The following is an 18194-nucleotide window of genomic DNA, read 5'->3' as shown; positions in this document are numbered from 1 at the left end:
GTTTGAAGTCTTATCTTTTTATACGCTAAACGCATATGAAAAGTTTACTTGACGGTCATTCTCTGTTCCCCGTATAACGGCAAAGCCGAATTTGATTGGCTGTTTCTGTCTTGATCAGATATAGGCAACTGAATCGGGGTTAGATCGATTCGAGGGCAACGCCCGCTTTGGATTAATCACAGAGGGAAAACAGGAAATGGAAACTGGTGTCGTCAAATGGTTCAACGATGCTAAGGGTTTTGGCTTCATCACGTCGGACGCGGGTGGCGAGGATCTGTTCGCGCACTTTTCGGAGATCCGCAGCGAGGGCTTCAAGTCGTTGAAGGAAAATCAGCGCGTGTCTTTTGAAATCAAGACCAGCCCGAAGGGCAAGCAGGCGGCCAATATTCAGCCGCTGTAAATGCCTGCGCTGGGCGCGCCGCCCGCGCAGTCGGGAGCGAAAAACCCTCGCCGTCGCGCGAGGGTTTTTATTTTTATCTAGATGTCTCCCCAGCTCGGATCTTCGGTAACTGCGTGGTTCAAATATACGCATTATTATCAGAAGATAATCCATCGAAACGAATTGACTACGTCTGGATTAATGGTCTGGTTTAAGCGTCTGCCGGATTTCAGCGCAAAATCGACGGCCCATGCCGACGCAGTTTCCAGTTGCGAACGCGGCGCGGTCTGGATGCGCAACGTCCAGCTGGTGCATACTTGCCGCAAATTCATGCGCCCGAATCCCTTGTCCCATGTCTGAACTGCTTTCGCCGGAACCGGCACCCGATGCACCCATCGTTTTCGTAGATCTCGAAACGACCGGCGGCTCCACGAGCGAGCACCGCATTACTGAGGTTGGCGTCGTCGAAGTCGGGCTGGCCGGCGTCTCGCGCTGGAGCAGCCTGATCGACCCGCAGCAGCCGATTCCGTCGTTCATCCAACAGCTGACCGGCATCACGAACGACATGGTGCGCGGCGCACCGACGTTCGAGTCGATCGCGCCCGCGTTGTTCGAGCGTTTGAACGGCAAGCTGTTCGTCGCGCACAACGCGAGTTTCGATCGCGGATTTTTACGCAGCGAATTTCGTCGCGCGGGAATCGCGTTCGATCCGGACGTGCTGTGCACGGTGCGGCTGTCGCGCGCGCTGTTTCCCGGCGAAAAGCGCCACGGTCTCGATGCGCTGGTCGAACGCCATGCGCTGGTGCCGTCCGACCGCCACCGCGCGCTCGCCGACGCCGATCTGATCTGGCAGTTCTGGCAGCGTCTGCCGACGCTCGTACCGCTGGAAGCGCTGCACGCGCAGATCGAGCGCACGACGCGTCGCTACCGGCTCGCCGGCGACATCACCGAAGATTTGCTCGACACCGCGCCGGCTGGCTGTGGCGTGTATGCGTTTTATGGCGAAGACGATGCGCCGCTGTATGTCGGTCGCAGCGTGCGCGTGCGTCAGCGGCTGCGCTCGCATCTGACTGGCGAGCGGCGTTCGTCGAAGGATATGCGGCTAGCGCAGCTCGTGCGACGCGTCGAATGGCGCGCGACTGGCGGAGAGCTCGGCGCGATGCTCGCGGAGGCGCAGTGGATCGCAACGCTGCGGCCGGGCCACAACCGCTTGCCGCGCATGACGAAGAGCGATCCCGCGAACGCGCCGTGGCCGTTCGAGGGGCCCATCGTGTTCGAGGAGCGTGAGGACGCGCAGGGTATCTTCCACGTGGTCGATCGCTGGCGCTACCTCGGGCACGCGCCGTCGCTCGTCGCAGCGGCGCAGCTGCATGCGTCGACGCTGGCTGGGTCGTTCGAACTCTCGACGTACCGTATCCTGCAAAGCCATCTGGCGCGAGGCCTGCGCGTGATGCCGTTGAGCGTGTCGCGTGACAGCCCTGAGTCGAGCATCATCGCATGACGCTTATGCGACGTGCGCGCGCCGTGGCGTTACCGGAATCAGCCGGTGGCGCCGACTCCGCCCGTCTCGCACACGTGACCTAGTGCGTGCGTCAACGCGCTCGAATGCGCAGAGTCATAGCGCGTCAGCGCCTTCCAGTTAGCCAGCGATTGCGCGAGCCGTGACGGACAATCGTCCGCCGCGCGCAGCGGCTGCACGCGCGCCAGACTCGCCATCAACGATTGTGTCAGCTTGTCGAGCTGCGGTCGCGTGCTGGTTGCGAGATCGGGTGCGGGACCTTGCGGTGGCTGGGTGCGACGCCAGTTCGCGAAGAGCGCGTTCTGCACGTCTTTGCTCGCATCGATCTGATCCTGGAAGAACGCGCGGGCGAACGCCGGGTCGACGTTTGCCGCCGCGGCGCGCTTTGCCACCTCGGCGAGCAGCGCGTCTTCACGCGGCCTATCGGTGATCGGCTGGTGGTTCGCCCACTTCCAGCGCGCGACCGGCTCTGCGAGTGCAAGGCGCTGCGAAACTAGCGCGATCAGGCTCGTGAGCGCCGTGTCGTCGCCATCGGCGAGGGCGGGAGCGGGCGAGAAGGCGAAGGCGGCGGCGATGACGAGCGCGCATGACGCGCCGAGGCGATGCAAATGATTCATGAGGTGGACGTGGCCGGGCGGCCGTTGACGGAAAAACAGAAGAATAAATGATGCGCCGCAAACTGCGACCACCGGGCAGATTCACACGGATCGTCGGGGGACGTGGGCGAGAGAAGGAGCACGTATGCACGCGTTGGAACCGCGTGGCCCAGTGCAACTGCTGTGCTCAGGCGAGCTGATCCAGCGTCATGACGGAGATGTCGGACGCGTAATGAGGGCGCGAGTATTCGCCGCGCATGAAATCAACGAGCGCGAATGCTGCGCCGCGCCAAGGGACCATTACTTCGGATCGCACGACTTGCGTTGTTCGTCAAAGAAAGCGCGAACATGCTCGGGCAGCTCGGCTCCCAAAAACTCGACGGCCACAGGTTCCGGATCCGGGTAAAGAACTTTGTCCGGGGTCGGAATCTTCGGTGGTTTGGCATCCATGATCTTTCTCCTTTGCGAATCGATTATCGGCCTCGTTCCCCGCATCGCACCAGTGTCCGATGCGAGTCATACACACTCTGTTGCTTTAACGGCACAAGCCGACACACCAGCCGAGGGATTGAATAAAATTTATCGTCTGACTATCGCCTGCGTTTCGCGGTCTGCTTGATCCGCTTAATTGCCAGCGCGAAATCATCTCTTTCCCGCTCCTTCTGCCAGTCCCTCTCGAGACTTGCTCAGCCTATGCTTCAGCACGACCGATCGATATTGTCGCTGCGCTGCATCTAACGTTTTCGCATGACCAAATCGTGACAACCTTGTGCATTGCCGCATCGACAGGTTTTTGGCTTTTCCTGAACTGAACGTACCAATTTGCCGATTGCATAACTCGCGGTCTAGTTCTTTGTAAACGACCCATTCCCCATCGCGTTGACCGCACAAAACACTATTTAAAGATTTTTGTCGTTAGTCAACTGACTGACAGTGGGTTGGCAAACGCATTCCCGCATTGCTGTGACAAAAGGACCTCATTTGGTGACAAGTCATGCGCAGCGCACCGGGCCACCTATGATTGAAGCGACTACTGATGGCTCGACGTGCGTTGGCAGACGGACACGCGAGGCGCAGCGCGGATGATGACGTTCTTCATGTTCGGGGAGAGGTCGCGATGGAAAACGCTGTCTACTGGAACGGACGTCAGGTTGGCCTCGAATGCGCCGGCAGGATCTTGTGGTTCGCGTCGGCACCCGCGCAAGCGATAGCCGCATACGGCGCGCCACGCCAGCAGCCGAGCGCACAGGCCGATACCGTCGTTGCGCGCAACCTCGCGATGCCACGGTCGTACGACCCGCTCCACGTTCCCGACCAGGCTGGCCATGCGTTGCGCCGCGACGTCGCGCCGGACGCGGAGCGACGTTGACCGCAAACAGCTGTATCAGGCCCGAAGCGACTCGTCGGCGCACCCTCGAGACCTTACCGATCAAGTGAGGTGTCAGCGCACACACCGCGTTGCGGCGAACTTATACGTTGCAATTGCCGTGCTGCCGTGCTGCCGTCGGCCTCTCACCCGTTGTCGGGCGAACCGGCAACCACACCCGCATCAGTCTGCAAAGAGCCGATACCGAAGGCCGGCTGCGCGAGGAGGGTAGGCCTGTCTCGCAACATCGTTGCATCAACACTATTTGCCGCTGGGAGCCGCGCATCGCGTGGCCGCACCTCTTTTACTTGGCGCTGCGTCGTGCTCACTTGCGTGATCGCCGGGGAATTCAATGCGAAAGATCTACGGCCTGACCGGACTGCGTGCGTTCGCGGCGTTGCTCGCGGTCGTTCATCACTTTGCCGACAACGAAGAGGGCTGCCACTCGGCATTGTGCAACTCATCGATAACTGGGTCTGGGGTGTCGACATCTGTTTCATGCTGCGCGGCTTCATCCTTGCCTATACGCATCTTCCTTCGCGAGCGACCGCGTTCGGCTGGGTCGACTATCGATCGTTTATCGTCAAGCGGTTTGCGCGCGTGTATCCGCTTTATCTGGTGACGTTTCTGGTGTTCGTCGGCCGATGTTTCGTCGCGAAGCGAGCTGGAACTTCGTGTCGTGGTCGATCAGCGCCGAATGGTTCGCCGTTCTGTTTCTGTTTTCCCTGTGCGCGAGAGTGCTGAGCCGGCTGTCGCGCGTGACTTTCGGTGTGATCGTGCTGGTGTGCTGGCTGACGTTGTGCGTGTACTGCTTCCTCTATAACGACGGCGATGTCGGGCTGACCACGTTCGGTGTGCTACGGATCGTGTTGCAGGCGTGGCGCGGGACATCTGGGATGACTTGCCCGACGAAATGGCGCTCCCAGTGTGCGATGCGAAACTACCCACCGAGGCTGGTGAACCGGCGAATCGGGATAACTGGCAAACGGCGGCGCAGCGGATAGCGGATGAGTTGTTCGAGCGCGACACCGCAAAATGGTTGTCGTGACTCGCTCGCTGGCTATTCGCGACAGGTGGTAGAGGAAATGAAGGAGCGCTGGCAGTGTTTCAACGCGTATTTGCGCACGAACTGGCCATTGCGCTCCGCGATACCAATGCGGCGGTTTCGGCAAATCTCGTACGTGTCGCATATGCGTGCATTGATGCGTCGGACAGCGAAGCGCAGGACGGGGCGCGATGAGGCGCCTGAAATCTATTTCCACGTCACGCATACCATGCACTAGTACTTGCGTGGCCTCGCGCGAGCAGGGAGAGGAACTTCTGGTTTCGGCCCAGTTTGGGTCGTTCAACAAAGAGCTATGAGAGTCCGATTCTCGCGCTTTCGGAGATCACCAAATGCTCGTTGGGGCAATCCGATTCAATCAAGAGTTGGAGCCTCCACCAAATCCGGGGCGGTTCACCACGTGAAACTCGATAGAAGACAAGTCCTCGAAGATGAGCTTTTGGAATGGGCTGTCCAAATCGTGCATGCCGTCGAACGTGAAAAGAATTTTTGACGGCGCGAATTGCTTGATTATCGTTTGAAGTAACGAATGTCCTGCGCCTTCCAGACAAAAGACTACCAGGTCGATATCAGAGAGACGGTCTGCGCTGTCCTTTGCAAAGGACCCCACAACCACCGCACCGGCGCATTCAGGCGATTCTCGAAGAGCATCGGCGATCCGAATGAGAAGCGCGGTCTGTAATGTCGTAGAGGGCTTGTTTCGCGACCTTTCGAGGAATTCTTCAAAGCTCATCGGAGACCCCACAGGATTGGAAGCTTGTTAGCGGTGGTCCGTTGATACGTTCCTGCGCCAGCCTTCGGTAACTGGCCGCGTTAGCTTCGGGGCGCGGCCTGTCACATCAGCCGCGTCCGGCCATCAAGAGACATTCGATTTGCCCGATCGAATGGCGGAAGTCCGGCGTGGATTTGACGCTGAATATCTGTCCACTTCTATAAAGAAATCCGCTCAACCTCTTCAAACTGGATCGCGCTCGAATGTTGGTCGTAGCGTTGCGTCGTGCGCGTCGACGCGTGAGTTTCCGCGCTTGCAACGTCATCAGGCGTCTGTTCGCGCGAAGCGTTTGCGAACAACGAGGCTAAAACTTTCCTCTAACGTCATAGTTGACGAATACATCAATATTGGGTGTAATATCACAATCCGTCCCGGACAGGTCGACTGACGACATAGCTGGCTGGCCGTTGGCAGGCGGCGATACCTGAAAGGTTCCCTTGTAGCCTAAGGCGCCTGGTGGCTGTAGTTTCCCGACTCCTCGTTGGTTCTCATTTAAATGGATTGAACGCAAAAATGAAGAAGATATTGATCGCCGCCGCAGTTGTTTTCAGCACTAGCGTGTTTGCAGGCGAAGCCCTCGTACCGAAGGTCTATCGCGAAATCGCCGTGGCGCCGACGAATCAGCGCGAAGCTGAAATCGCGTCGCTGTTCGATCGGTGGAATGAGGCGCTCGCAACGGGCGACGCCGACTCCGTTGCCCGGCTGTACGCACCCGATGCCGTACTGGAGCCAACGGTTTCCAATGAAATCCGCACGACTCCCGCCAGCATCAAAGACTATTTCGTGAAGTTTCTGAAGCTGAAACCGCACGGTACGATCAACCTCCGCGAGATCCGCTTGCTGAGCGACGATTCGGCGCTGGACACGGGCGTCTATACGTTCGACTTGGTGAAGAACGGCAAGCATCAGAAGGTGCATGCGCGCTATACATTCGTGTACAAGAAGGTTGATGGGGAGTGGAAGATCCTCAATCACCATTCGTCGACGATGCCGGAGTAACACTCCATTGAACAACCGCGCATGCTTCACGCGCAGAATCGAGGGGAATTTCGGCCGCCAACCCTCATAGATCAAATGAAAGCTGTCAACTGGAGATTGAGTCCGGCTAGCCCCTCGATAAGAATTCAAGTTCAACGAATTCCAAGCGCCGCTCGGCCCTGCCGCCAGAATTCTGGATTGACACAATTAATTTGCACTACAAACCTCATGGCGGCCTCCGGAAACTTTCTCGAAGTCGACGCGCTCAGGATCGGCCTCCACACGGTCAGGCTGCTTGCCCGCGTCGATACCCATACGCGGCACGATGTCGTGGCTACGCTGAGAGCTGCCTTAAAGCGAGGCCATCCGGCCGGCGGCAACACCAACCGCGTGAGTTCCAGAGTCCGTTCCATCGCCATTCAAAGCGAACACATGCCACATTCAGTTGAAATCGCCGGCACAGTCATCTTCGGACTGGCCCTGCTCCATACGCTCCTCGCGAAACGCTTCGAGGTTCTGGCCCACCGGCACCCGCACCACGCGGGCCTGTTTCACTTTCTCGGCGAAGTGGAAGTCGTCTTCGGCCTTTGGGCCCTGATCCTGTGTCTGGCTATCGTCGCGCTGGCCGGTTCTGCGCAGGCCGTGGCCTATGCTGAATCGCGCTCCTTCACCGAAGCCCTGTTTGTCTTCGTGATCATGGTGATCGCCGCGAGCCGGCCCATTCTCGACGCGGTCACGACGCTCGTGTCGCACATCGCGCGTGTCCTTCCCGTCAAGACGGAAACAGGCGTCATCTGGCTTTCCCTGACCCTCGTTCCGTTGCTCGGCTCGTTCATCACGGAGCCGGCCGCAATGACGCTGGCAGCGCTGATCCTGCGAGACCGGCTTTTCAGGTCGCCGATCGCCGAACACTGGAAATATCTCACGCTCGCGGTGCTGTTTGTCAACGTGTCGGTCGGCGGCATGCTGACCGCCTACGCCGCGCCTCCGGTGCTGATGGTTGCCGCCGCCTGGGGATGGGACAGCGCGTTTATGGCGGCGCAGTTTGGCTGGAAGGCGGCCATCGCGGTGCTGGTCAACGCAACAGGCCTGCTGCTATTCATGCACCGCAAGCTCCCGAAGCACGCAGAGCGCAACGACGCGCCCGCCGCCGCGGTTCCTGTTCCGACGGGCGTCACGCTGATACACACCGGCTTTCTCGTCGCGGTGGTGCTGTCGGCCCATCACCCGGTTATCTTCATCGGTCTCCTGCTTTTCTTTTTGGGCTTCACGCAGGCATACGAGCAGTACCAGTCGCCGCTGATGTTGCGCGAGAGCCTGCTGGTAGCATTCTTTCTCGGAGGCCTGGTCGTGCTCGGGGGTTTGCAGCGATGGTGGCTGCAGCCGGTCGTCGCATCGCTCGATGCTTACGCACTTTATGCCGGCGCGCTTGGCCTGACGGCGATCATGGACAACGCGGCGATTACCTATCTCGGCTCGCTGATCGCGGGCCTTCCGGACCAGGCGAAGTACATGCTGCTGGCCGGCGCAGTCGCTGGAGGCGGTCTCACAGTGATCGCCAACGCGCCGAATCCCGCAGGACTCGCTATCGTGCACAAGGGATTCCATGATGAGTCAGTCAGCCTGCTCGGCCTGTTGATCGCTGCCATCGTGCCGACGTGCGTCGTCTCGGCAACGCTGCTTTTGCTGTAGGTTGCCGCACCGCTGTCCGGCAGTGCGCCCAACTGGCTGCGATTCGATGGCGCGCAGTCGCAGGACGCCGGGCCAGGATGAATAACGTCTTGCGGCGATAACCAACACCGGCCTGGATTTTGCACGAGACCACCACGACTGCGCAGGTCGCGGCCAGCGGCATGACGAACGCGCGTGACGGCAGCCTGCACTTGGCCGCGCAGACTGGCATTCCATCCCCTTCCAGTATTAGCGTTTCATTGCACTTTTGCGCCGGCGCGAATTCGTCATTCGCTCCGGCGTTTTGTCGTTTGTAATTGCTTTGCGCCCACTGGGGTGACGTTGCAGACGCGACAAGTATCAATTGGGTGAAAGGGGATTGTAATGGTGCGTTAAACCGATAAACTGGCTTCAACGACTAAGCACACAGGCTTCCGCCCCGGCGGTCGTTGTTTCGCTAACCAGTCTTTTCTTTCTGTTTCTGATGGAGGTCTCATGCAAGTCCTGTTCAAGTCCTGCGACATTGAAGCTGCACGCTTGCGCAGCTTCGCGCGCCAACGCACCGAGTTTGTGTTCCGCCGGATGGCCTGGCTGGTTTCCCGGGCCACCGTCAATCTCTCCGACGTCAACGGCCCGCGCCGCGGACTCGATAAGCGTTGCCAGGTGCAGGTGCAGGTGCCCGGTGCGAATCCGGTCGTGGTGACGTCGATTGCGAAAGACTGGCGCGGCGCCCTCGATCTCGCGCTTGCCCGCGCCGTTTCTTCGATCGTCCGGAGGCGCCAGGCGCGCCTCGCGAAGCGCCGCGCGAGTCAACGCGAGTGCACCTGGAGCGCTGAGCCTGATGCCGTCTAAGCAAGCCATGCTTGCACGGCTACGGTGGCATCGTACGAGCGGTATTGCTCGCTTTTTGCGGTCCGGGAAGGAAGACGCATTCGGGCGACCTTCGCGAGTTTCAGCCCTACACAGGAGCGGTTCTTATGTATTCACAAACAATCAATCAGCTGCGACGCCTTGCGCGTGTCGTGACGCGCGGTACCGCTGTACTGGCCATGGCGCTAGTGCTCGTCGCGGGCACTGTCGCATCCAACCATGCCGAAGCGAAGCGTATTGGCGGTGGCAGTAGCGTCGGCCGCCAGTCGCAGACGGCGTCGCCGTCCGGGCAAGGCCAACGGAGCCAGCAAGCTCAACCGGCGCAGCAGGCCGCGCCGGCGGCCGCTGCCGCGAAGCCAGCCAACCGCTGGATGGGCCCGCTCGCCGGCCTGGCCGCAGGACTTGGCATTGCCGCGCTGATGTCGTCGTTCGGGCTGGGTGAAGGGCTGGCCCAGATGCTGTCGAGCGTAGTGGTGATCGGCCTCGTGATTGTCGTCGGCATCATGCTGTTCCGCTTCATTGCCAACCGGCGCCGTCCGGATCTCGCTTATGGGCACGACGCGGCGAACGGGCAGCGCATGAACGGCTCCTTGCTCATGAATCAGAGCGGGCAGACGGCGCCTGAGACGAATTTCGGTGCCTGGCCGCGCACAGCGATGAATCCCGCAGCAGCGGCACAAACAACGACAGTGCCGGGGCTGCCTGTCGGGCTCGATCAGGCGGTCTTGCTGGCATCGGCCAAGACCTTGTTCCTGCGTCTGCAACGCGCCTGGGACCAGAACGAACAAGGCGACCTTTTCGAGCTGACAACCCCGGAAATGTTCGCGGTGATCAAGCGGGACCTGGAAGATCGGGGCAACCAGCCGAGCCATACGGAATTCACGCAGCTGGACGTGGAATTGTTGACCACGGAACACAATGGCAGCGAAACGCTGGTTAGCCTTCGCTTTCACGGCCAGATGCGGGAAGACGAGGACGCGCAGACGGCGCAACCGTTTGAGGAGGTCTGGAACATCGTGGGCCACGGGCATGGCGACCAGGCCTGGCGACTGGCGGGGATACAGCAGATTGGCCGTTAGCATTGAGCGCGGTCGGAACCGGCAGCGGCTCGCTGCCGGTTAGCCCACAAGCGCTATTGCGCGACTCGCAAACGGCAACAAGACTAAAATCCGACGTCACACAAATCCGGGACTCATTTTATGCGCCGAGACTACTTTTCTCTTTGCCTGGCCACTGTCACGATGACATGCTTGCTAGGCGCTTGCGCGGCCTCGCCGCCCAGCAGCCCGTCACCCGTTGTCGGTGCAGATCGCGATGCACATGGTTGTATTGGTTCGGCTGGGTATTCTTGGTGTGAATCCACGCACCAATGCGAACGTCCTTGGGAACTCGCCAAGCAGAAGGGTTTCGCGCTCTCCGCAGAACAGTTTGCTCACTACTGCACGACTGGATCAGCCGATTAATCAATGACTTCAATGCGCGGACGCGTCAACGATAGCCTTGAGCGAGCAGCGTGCATGCTCGATAGAATCGGCTTGGCCCCACTTGTCGGCACTGGCAGATTTCCTGATTATGCCGGCAGGACGCTGTGTCGCATCCCCATCTCAAGGCGGCCATTCGGCCGACGGACAAGCAAACGGCAGAGCAGGGTCGCTTAGAGCCGATCACATCCACAACGGTCTCACCGTCGAACGCCCTGGCAAGCCGCTCCCGGCCGCTCCACCGATCCTGCCGGTTTCAAACCCGTAATCGCCATTACCACGGCCGCCGCCATGAAAGCCCCAGCCATCATGACGGCCGCGTGCAGGCCGCTGACCAGGTTGCCGGCCGTTCCGATGGCGAGCGATCCGAAGACACCTACTCCGAGTGCGCCTCCAATTTGACGCGCCGTGTTCAGCACGCCTGAAGCAATACCGACGGATCGCGGATCGATATTCGCAAGAACCGCAGTATTGATCGACGGAACCGCTAGCGCGACACCGACACCGATCGCCAGCAATGGCGCCGTAATCGCCAGGTAACTGCTGCTGACCTCGATCAATCCGAGCGACAGGAAGCCGGCCGCCGCCAGAGCCTGCCCGACCGCCATCGGAAGACGGTAGCCGAACCGTGCCGTGAGGGCGCCAGACGCGAGGTTCGCCACGGTCACAACGCCGGTCGAGCGGCATATAGTGCCGCACGCTCTGGAAGAAGAGGCTCATCGCGAACATCAGCCCGTAATAGCCGAAGTTGAGCGACAGCCCTATCGCCGAACTCACATTGATGGTGGGTATCTGGAATAGTGAAAGCGGCAGCATCGGATGCCGTTGCCGCTTTTCCACCAGCACAAACAGTAGGCCGAACACGACGGAACAAGCGATACCCGTCCGCACAGCCGGACTTCCCCAACCCAGGCTTCCGCTTTCGACGACGCCGAACATCAGCGCGGCGAGCGCAACCACCGCCAACATCTGCCCCGGCAGATCGAAGCGGCGCGCTGCGTCACGGACAGTATCGGGCGCATGGGCTGGCGTCAGCCAGATGCCGGCAACACCGAACGGCACGTTGATCAGAAAGATGCTCGGCCAGCCGAAACAGTCGACCGGCCCCCCTCCCACGATCGGACCGGCCCCGAGCGCGAGCGCGGCCGTTCCGGCCCAGATACTCACGGCCTCGGCTCGCGCCCGAGGGTCGGGAAAGCTCGCGTTGAGCAGCGATAGCGGCGACGGCACGCACAACGCAGCCCCGACGCCCTGCGCCACCCGCGCCATGACCAGCATGGCCGCGCCGGTTGCGAAGCCGTATCCCACCGACGCCAAAGTAAATAATGCAAAGCCACTGACGAACACGCGCCGTGCCCCCAGCCGGTCACCGAGCGCGCCTGCGCTGAGCAGAAGGCAGGCGAACGCGAGCGTGTAGGCATTGAGCACTGCTGATCGCCGCGTTCGCGGTGATCGAAACGCGAGTCGCGCGACAAATGCTCGATTTGTCGTTGTTCCGCTATCCGCGTTTCGTTGGCGTGCAGGTGCTGCCGATCGCAACCTGCTAATGCTACATCGTGCTGCTCGTCGTGCTGCCACTGCGTTTCATCGGCGCCGACGGCTACAGCGAGATCGACGCCGGCTTGCTGAGGCTCGCGCTGTCTGCTCCCATGCTCGTTGTGCCGCTTGTCGCCGCGCTGCTAACGCGCTGGGTCCAGGTTACACGGTCGCAGGGACATGGCTATAAAGATTCTCTTCTTATCTCAATGGCTGTATTTCGGCCGCCAAGTCGCCTTATGTGTATTAGCCTGGACCGGACCTGACAGGTAGTCGGGGAAGCGAATTCAGGAAGTCTTCCCAGAAAAATTGCATGGGCTCGTAACCGATGCATCTGGGAAAGTACAACACATTGAAGATCGCCTATTCAAACTGCGTAGTTGGCGCTGCACCGTCCGACACCTCATTTCCCTTCGCGCGCATGCATTCCAGGTACGCGAGATAGTATCTTTGCTGCACATTCAGTTGTGCCCGTGACACGTTGGCATCGCTCTGATCGCGGGTGTCCACGCCGCGCGCCAGCTGCTCTCTCGCATACTGTTTGCACTGCGCATCGTCCCGCAGAAAGACGGTGAATGGCTTGTCGCGCCCCGGCTTCACAGCTACCGCCGGCCCAATTGGCTGCGACACGCATCCGGTGACAACCCCGGAAATCGTTACGGCAATCTGAACTCGGCAGAGAGTACTCACGGCGTCCGTCCTAATCCGAAGCTCAAAAAGCATCTGTAGCCCAGTACACGCAATAGTGATAGCAGGACCATCACCATTGCAAGTCCCCTGGCTGCCATATCCGGGGCCCTTGCCAGTCGATATTGACCCATCACCGCGTGCGGGCTCTTTCCGGCCAATTTGGGACGTTCGACGGCAACGCTTAAACTGTTGACAATCATTGCTCCCTGACACGCACCGAACAAAATGAGCGCAATTGAACTGTTGAGACCTACGACCGCGTTGCTGCCGAGCTACGTTTCGGCTCTTGAGACGGGATGGTCACCTGACAATGTTCGTAAAGAGGTCGCTGCGCGCGAACAATTGCACGCTAGCGAAGTGAGCGCGGAGGCATTTGTCGACGGCCTGGACGATCCAACCGCATCGGGCGGTCCGATTCCTTTGCCCGAGGCTCGACCGTCGCCTGTCTACCAAGCATTGTCCGATGGATTTGGGACGGCGATGTTAGCGGCGCAATCGGATTTCGTTGGCAGGCCGGGACTACCGAATTGCCGCCGAATGTGCTCGGACATATCGGCTTCTCTTTCGTGCCGTGGAAGAGAGGCAACGGCTACGCCAGGCAGGCGCTCAATTTGATGCTCGGCGAAGCGAGGCGACAGGGTTTGTCCTACGTCGAGCTAACGGTTGACCCCGAAAATATAGCTTCGCAGCGGGTTATCGCAGCATGCAATGGTGTCTTGATCGAGCGCTTCCGAAAGACGGCGGCCTATGGACTCGCTGAGTCTCTTCGCGACCGCATTGAACTAGGCCACTGACGAACCCGTCGAGCCCTCTTCGGCCATATACGGCCAAGCGGCATACCTCCGTGAATTGCTGACAATCGCTATCTGAAGCGTCGCCAGTCGCGAATCGGACATGTATGTCGTCCACTAGCGAAACGCCAGCGTCTGGAGGCGTGCATCTAAATTTCGGCAAAAGATGTTGAGGTAGCATCATCGAACTCAACGGGGGGAAGACGGTGTTTCGGGGAATCAAGTCTCACATAAACGCAATTGGCGTCCCTCTAGCCCGTCTGCTTCTCAGCGATCTGCTGAGGATCTTGGCAGAAATGGTTGGCTACATCACGCTCCCTTGGTGGATCGTTCATCTGGGCGGAGCACATGACTTGGCGATCTACAGCGTAAGCATTGCCGTCACCACGATTTTTGCAATGCCACTACTTTCGCCGCTTGGGGACCGCTACGCAAAGAGGCCGCAGATTGCATGGGGTCTGTGCGCCCTGATGGTCGTCGCCTTTACCCTAGCTACGCTCGCGTCCCTGTCCGACTACCGGCTTATGCTGATCGTCTGCATAGGCATGGTGACGGTTATCGCGAAAGCTTTCATCGATCCGGCTAGCTCCACAATTTCGGCTGAACTTGTTCCGGCGGATCGTTTGGCCAAAATGCTTCGTCTTCGTAAATCGACGCAGGCGGCTGGCCGTGCCTTAGGACCCACATTGGCTGGCGCGACTCTGGCGTTGGGCGGTATCGCCGCAACACTTTGGATGAACGGCATTTTGCTCGGCGTCGCTGCCTACGTGACCTGGCAGCTTCCATCGCATACTCAGCCTAACGAACGCCATCGCGGTTTAGCCCGTTGGTGGGAAGACCTGCGCGCCGGACTGCATGCTAAATGGATCGTCCCGTTGGAGCGCGGCTGGACGCTTGTCAATTTCTTCGTTTGGATATTCCAGGGCCCTGCAGTCGGCATGCTGATCCCGCTCAAAGTTCAATCACTTGGGCTATCGGGTCTCTGGCTAGGTGCTAGCGAAGCGGCCTTATCCTTAGGTTTGCTTCTCGGCAGCTTTCGTGGTTCTGATGCGCTGGTCAGTCGTTTCGGCCGATTCAATGTCAGGGTAGGGGCCGCCATGTGCGAAGGGCTGGCGCTTGCTGCTTCGGGCTGGGCGCACTCACCCATCGTTCTCGTACTGGCGTTTACATGTGTGGGTTTCGCCAATGCATCGATGGGGCTCGTCGGCGCGACGCACCGTTCATTGGCTATCCCGCAGAACTTCCGCGTTCGCATTCTCGCTGCCAGCATGATGACCACGCAGATTGCGGGCATTCTTGGACCAATGATCGCAGGCGCTGCGCTCACGCATTGGGCGGTGGGCGAGGTCTATACATGCTTCGGCTTTGCCACTTGTTTGCTCGCTTTTGGTTTTGTCCTGATTCCGCGATCGCGCGAATTCTTTGCGCTCAACCACGATCAGGTGAAAGATTGGTTTCGTCACGAATATCCCCAGGCATTCAAAGCATCTGCGGTGCCCGAATCGAGACAAACTACGTAGATCGCAACGCGGCAAGTCTCGGGAAACGCCACGTGTATGTGCGGATCGGACTTACCCGAGACACGATCGAGTGACCGCTTTGTAGAAATTCAGTCGACCGCTCAGGGTCGGTACCAAGCGTTCGCAACTATATTTGCGAGGTAGGCTGCGCGGCCTTCGAATTGCGTTCAGCAGCCTAACATTGGCAATTGGCCGAATCTTTAGACACCCCTATGAGGGCTGGCGAGGTTTTTCCAACCTTATATATGGGTCGAGATTGATTGGAAATATCGAACCGCAACGCAGCTTTTAGCGGGGGGCATCGTGGCAAGACCGAGATTTCAGCCGACGCCATAGGACCGGGCAACAGTCAGGGCGCTGCTTCTGTGCGGTGTGCCAATAGCCCGCTGCCTTGCGCACGTCATCAATCCGACGACTCGCCGGGCGGTCACATACAAGACTTCCGCGGCGGCGTTTTACACAGAGATCGCAACCGCGCTGCAGGCGACCAATGCAGAAGTGGCCGCCAACCTCTTCCGAATCGCAACCGCGAACAACGAATCGTCGCCTACCGTGCAGGCGGCGATTTTCTGGCTGCGCACCAAGGCGGGCTGGAGGTATGCCAATGACTCGACACCGGCCAATCAGCAGGGCAACGGGTCGGAGATGGTCGGCACCGAAGAGAACGCCCGCGCCATCGTCAGGAACGTCCTGGCCGAATACGGGCGCGAGCGCCTGACCCACAGGGAGGCGACCCCGCTATCCGATGAGTAACCGCGTCCGCAATGCCAACGCCCCCGTCTGTACCCGCTTAGACGGCGGCAGCGTGAGTGGCGGGATGGGCTACCTTCGATTTCCGTGACATTGCGAACGGCACTATCGGCACTGCGCATTGACAAAAATTGCTTACACCAGTGCTTACACGGATCGCAGAAAGCAAAAAGCCCAGTCGTGAGGACTGGGCTAAGTGCTTGAATCTGTTGGTGCCGGAAAGAGGAATCGAACCCCCGACCTTCGCATTACGAATGCGCTGCTCTACCGTCTGAGCTATTCCGGCATCAGGAAAAACGAGATTATAGGGACTACTTTAGTGCCTTGGCAAGCCCCTTGAGGCATTTTTTTCTTTCGAGATCACTTCTTCGCTTCGAGGTGATAGCGGGTCACGCGATCGACCTCGTTCTTCGAGCCGAGGAACACCGCGACGCGCTCGTGCAGGCTCTTCGGCTGGATGTCGAGAATGCGCTTGTCGCCGTTGGTTGCGGCGCCGCCCGCCTGCTCGACGATGAATGCCATCGGATTGGCTTCGTACATCAGACGCAGCTTGCCTGGCTTGTCCGGCGTGCGCTTGTCGGCCGGGTACATGAAGATGCCGCCGCGACTCAGGATGCGATGCACGTCGGAGACCATCGACGCGATCCAGCGCATGTTGAAGTCGGCCTGACGCGAGCCGTCCTTACCCGCCTTCAGCTCGCCGATGTATTGCTGAACCGGCGGATACCAGTGGCGTTCGTTCGACGCGTTGATCGCGTACTCGCGCGTTTCGACGGGAATGCGCATGTCGCTTTGCGTGAGCACCCACGAGCCGAGCTCGCGATCGAGCGTGAAGCAGTTCACGCCGTTACCGGTGGTCAGCACGAGCACCGTTTGCGGGCCGTACACCGCATAGCCCGCGGCGACCTGCTGCGTGCCCGGCTGCAGGAACGATTGTTCGGTGGCCTGATGGCCGTCCGGGCAGCGCAGCACCGAGAAGATCGTACCGATCGACACGTTCACGTCGATGTTCGACGAGCCGTCGAGCGGATCGAACACGAGCAGATATTCGCCCTTCGGATAGTTTGCCGGAATCGGGAAGAATTGTTCCATTTCCTCGGAGGCCATGCCCGCGAGGTTGCCGCCCCATTCGTTCGCCTCGAGCAGAATTTCGTTCGAGAGGATGTCGAGCTTCTTCTGCACTTCGCCCTGGACGTTTTCGCTGCCCGCCGAGCCGAGCGCATCGCCGAGCGCGCCCTTGCTGACGTGGTAGCTGATCGCCTTGCACGCGCGCGCGACGACTTCGATCAGCAGGCGCAGGTCGGCGGGCAGGTTGTTGGTTTCGCGCTGCTGCTCGATCAGGTACTTCGTGAGAGTGGTACGACGTTGCAAAGACATTGCTGTACTCCGGAAGGCTAGAAGAATGATGGCATTTTAACCGCTCGTTTGTGTCGGCTCCGTGCTTTTGGTCGCACGGCCGGCTTCAGGTCTTGCGGCGCGCCTTGGCCGAGACGGTGCCGCTGACGCTGGCCGCGAGGGCCGCGGCCCGGGCGTGTCCGGCCGGCACGCGGGGCAGTTTCGGGCGCTCGGCGCGCGGCATCGGTTCGATTTCCCGTTCGATCTGCTCGCCGGCGGCGGTGGTGGCGACGCGCAGGTCGTAGGCGATTTGCAGATTGAGCCAGAACTGCGCGCTGGCGCCGAAGTAGCGCTCGAGCCGCAGCGCGGTATCGGCGGAGATTGCGCGGCGGCCGCGCACGACGTCGTTGATGCGCGGCGCCGGCACCCGCAGCGCGAGCGCGAGCGCGTTGACGGACATGCCGAGCGGCTCGAGGAACTCGCTGCGCAGAATTTCGCCCGGATGGATCTCGGCAATGGCCCGGCCCGTATCGATGTCGGAGAAATCGATGCTGTTGAGCGCGGAGCGTTTGATGACCATCTCGGTCTCCCAGTAGTCAGTGATAGTCGATGATCTCGACATTCAGCGCGTCCTCGCCGACGAAGTGAAAACAGAGGCGCCACTGCGCATTGATGCGAATGCTCCATTGCCCGCTGCGCTGGCCTTGCAAGGCTTCGAGCCGGTTTCCGGGCGGCGCGTGCAAATTCGAGACGGAGCTCGCGGCGTCGATCATCAGCAATTAGCGATGCGCTAGCGCCTGGATCGAGCGTGGCAACGAATGCACGAACCTGCCCTGGCAAATTCTTGCGGTGGCCTTGTCTGCGAATGTCGTGATCG

General features: G+C 59.9%; 19 protein-coding genes, 1 tRNA gene and 3 pseudogenes. 13 read left to right on the top strand and 10 right to left on the bottom strand.

All coding sequences use genetic code 11. The annotated features are described in order from the left end of the window. Positions 1-196: 196 nt before the first annotated feature. Entirely contained in the window at positions 197-400 is a 204-nt protein-coding gene (locus OKW41_RS36240; RefSeq protein ID WP_008921209.1) for a cold-shock protein, read from the top strand. A gap of 331 nt (positions 401-731) precedes the next feature. Beyond that, positions 732-1880 carry an exonuclease domain-containing protein gene (locus tag OKW41_RS36235; RefSeq protein ID WP_429575548.1) on the top strand — a complete coding sequence of 383 codons (1149 nt, stop codon included), beginning with the start codon at positions 732-734 and terminating at the stop codon, positions 1878-1880. Positions 1881-1918: 38 nt separating this feature from the next. Here the strand turns inward: OKW41_RS36235 and OKW41_RS36230 are convergent, their stop codons facing one another. Next, the gene (locus tag OKW41_RS36230) at positions 1919-2515 is read right to left on the bottom strand and encodes a chorismate mutase (protein WP_429575547.1); all 597 of its coding nucleotides are present in this window, start codon (positions 2513-2515) and stop codon (positions 1919-1921) included. A 279-nt stretch (positions 2516-2794) separates the two neighbouring features. Beyond that, on the bottom strand, positions 2795-2944 hold the full coding sequence (locus OKW41_RS36225; RefSeq protein ID WP_018421453.1) for a hypothetical protein: 150 nt from the start codon (positions 2942-2944) through the stop codon (positions 2795-2797). A 667-nt stretch (positions 2945-3611) separates the two neighbouring features. Between OKW41_RS36225 and OKW41_RS36220 the strand changes: the two genes are divergently transcribed. Then, positions 3612-3863, top strand: coding sequence for a hypothetical protein (locus OKW41_RS36220; RefSeq protein ID WP_429451259.1), 252 nt, complete (start codon positions 3612-3614; stop codon positions 3861-3863). 641 nt (positions 3864-4504) lie between these two features. Further along, positions 4505-4864 carry a hypothetical protein gene (locus tag OKW41_RS36215; protein WP_429575546.1) on the top strand — a complete coding sequence of 120 codons (360 nt, stop codon included), beginning with the start codon at positions 4505-4507 and terminating at the stop codon, positions 4862-4864. Positions 4865-5281: 417 nt separating this feature from the next. Here OKW41_RS36215 and OKW41_RS36210 read toward each other — a convergent pair whose 3' ends face one another. Further along, positions 5282-5656, bottom strand: a complete 375-nt coding sequence (locus tag OKW41_RS36210) for a nucleotidyltransferase domain-containing protein (protein ID WP_429575545.1) — start codon at positions 5654-5656, stop codon at positions 5282-5284. 552 nt (positions 5657-6208) lie between these two features. Here OKW41_RS36210 and OKW41_RS36205 point away from each other — a divergent pair. The 5 genes from OKW41_RS36205 (at position 6209) to OKW41_RS36185 (ending at position 10677) form a co-directional block, all read left to right on the top strand. Beyond that, the gene (locus OKW41_RS36205; protein ID WP_429575544.1) at positions 6209-6694 is read left to right on the top strand and encodes an SgcJ/EcaC family oxidoreductase; all 486 of its coding nucleotides are present in this window, start codon (positions 6209-6211) and stop codon (positions 6692-6694) included. Positions 6695-7105: 411 nt separating this feature from the next. After that, positions 7106-8365 (top strand): putative Na+/H+ antiporter, encoded by a 1260-nt coding sequence (locus OKW41_RS36200; protein WP_429576538.1) that lies wholly within the window; start codon positions 7106-7108, stop codon positions 8363-8365. Positions 8366-8839: 474 nt separating this feature from the next. Next, a complete protein-coding gene (locus OKW41_RS36195) occupies positions 8840-9196 on the top strand; it encodes an HPF/RaiA family ribosome-associated protein (RefSeq protein ID WP_429451248.1) in 357 nt (118 codons plus the stop codon). Positions 9197-9321: 125 nt separating this feature from the next. After that, a complete protein-coding gene (locus tag OKW41_RS36190; protein WP_429576537.1) occupies positions 9322-10293 on the top strand; it encodes a Tim44 domain-containing protein in 972 nt (323 codons plus the stop codon). 120 nt (positions 10294-10413) lie between these two features. Then, positions 10414-10677 (top strand): hypothetical protein, encoded by a 264-nt coding sequence (locus OKW41_RS36185; RefSeq protein ID WP_429451245.1) that lies wholly within the window; start codon positions 10414-10416, stop codon positions 10675-10677. 218 nt (positions 10678-10895) lie between these two features. Here OKW41_RS36185 and OKW41_RS36180 read toward each other — a convergent pair whose 3' ends face one another. Continuing rightward, positions 10896-11357, bottom strand: coding sequence for an MFS transporter (locus OKW41_RS36180; RefSeq protein ID WP_429576536.1), 462 nt, complete (start codon positions 11355-11357; stop codon positions 10896-10898). Positions 11358-11442: 85 nt separating this feature from the next. After that, positions 11443-12123, bottom strand: a pseudogene (locus tag OKW41_RS36175) (MFS transporter); the annotation flags it as partial. Between OKW41_RS36175 and OKW41_RS36170 the strand changes: the two are divergent. Further along, a pseudogene (locus tag OKW41_RS36170) lies at positions 12120-12416 on the top strand (MFS transporter); the annotation flags it as partial. The pseudogenes OKW41_RS36175 and OKW41_RS36170 sit on opposite strands and share 4 nt — an antisense overlap. Before the next feature lie 178 nt (positions 12417-12594). Here OKW41_RS36170 and OKW41_RS36165 read toward each other — a convergent pair. Next, entirely contained in the window at positions 12595-12921 is a 327-nt protein-coding gene (locus OKW41_RS36165; RefSeq protein WP_429575543.1) for a hypothetical protein, read from the bottom strand. A 371-nt stretch (positions 12922-13292) separates the two neighbouring features. Here OKW41_RS36165 and OKW41_RS36160 point away from each other — a divergent pair, with 371 nt between their 5' ends. From OKW41_RS36160 to OKW41_RS36150, 3 genes are all read left to right on the top strand, one after another. Continuing rightward, complete coding sequence (locus OKW41_RS36160) at positions 13293-13715, top strand: GNAT family N-acetyltransferase (protein WP_429576535.1); 423 nt, start codon at positions 13293-13295, stop codon at positions 13713-13715. A gap of 227 nt (positions 13716-13942) precedes the next feature. Continuing rightward, on the top strand, positions 13943-15232 hold the full coding sequence (locus OKW41_RS36155) for an MFS transporter (protein ID WP_429576534.1): 1290 nt from the start codon (positions 13943-13945) through the stop codon (positions 15230-15232). Between the two features lie 372 nt (positions 15233-15604). Beyond that, a complete protein-coding gene (locus OKW41_RS36150; protein ID WP_429575542.1) occupies positions 15605-15985 on the top strand; it encodes a hypothetical protein in 381 nt (126 codons plus the stop codon). A 207-nt stretch (positions 15986-16192) separates the two neighbouring features. On the opposite strand, the gene OKW41_RS36145 is transcribed toward OKW41_RS36150, so the two are convergent. The 4 genes and pseudogenes from OKW41_RS36145 to OKW41_RS36130 form a co-directional block, all read right to left on the bottom strand. Next, positions 16193-16268, bottom strand: a tRNA-Thr gene (locus tag OKW41_RS36145). 74 nt (positions 16269-16342) lie between these two features. After that, positions 16343-17359, bottom strand: a complete 1017-nt coding sequence (locus OKW41_RS36140; protein WP_429451239.1) for a class 1 fructose-bisphosphatase — start codon at positions 17357-17359, stop codon at positions 16343-16345. 85 nt (positions 17360-17444) lie between these two features. After that, positions 17445-17897, bottom strand: coding sequence for a HigA family addiction module antitoxin (locus OKW41_RS36135; protein ID WP_429575541.1), 453 nt, complete (start codon positions 17895-17897; stop codon positions 17445-17447). 16 nt (positions 17898-17913) lie between these two features. Then, a pseudogene (locus OKW41_RS36130) lies at positions 17914-18192 on the bottom strand (type II toxin-antitoxin system RelE/ParE family toxin). Positions 18193-18194: the final 2 nt, after the last annotated feature.

The organism is Paraburkholderia sp. UCT70 (assembly GCF_050434085.1).
GTDB lineage: Bacteria > Pseudomonadota > Gammaproteobacteria > Burkholderiales > Burkholderiaceae > Paraburkholderia > Paraburkholderia tuberum.
The sequence above is the reverse complement of the archived record's forward strand: the minus strand, read 5'-3'. Positions and strand labels throughout refer to the sequence as shown.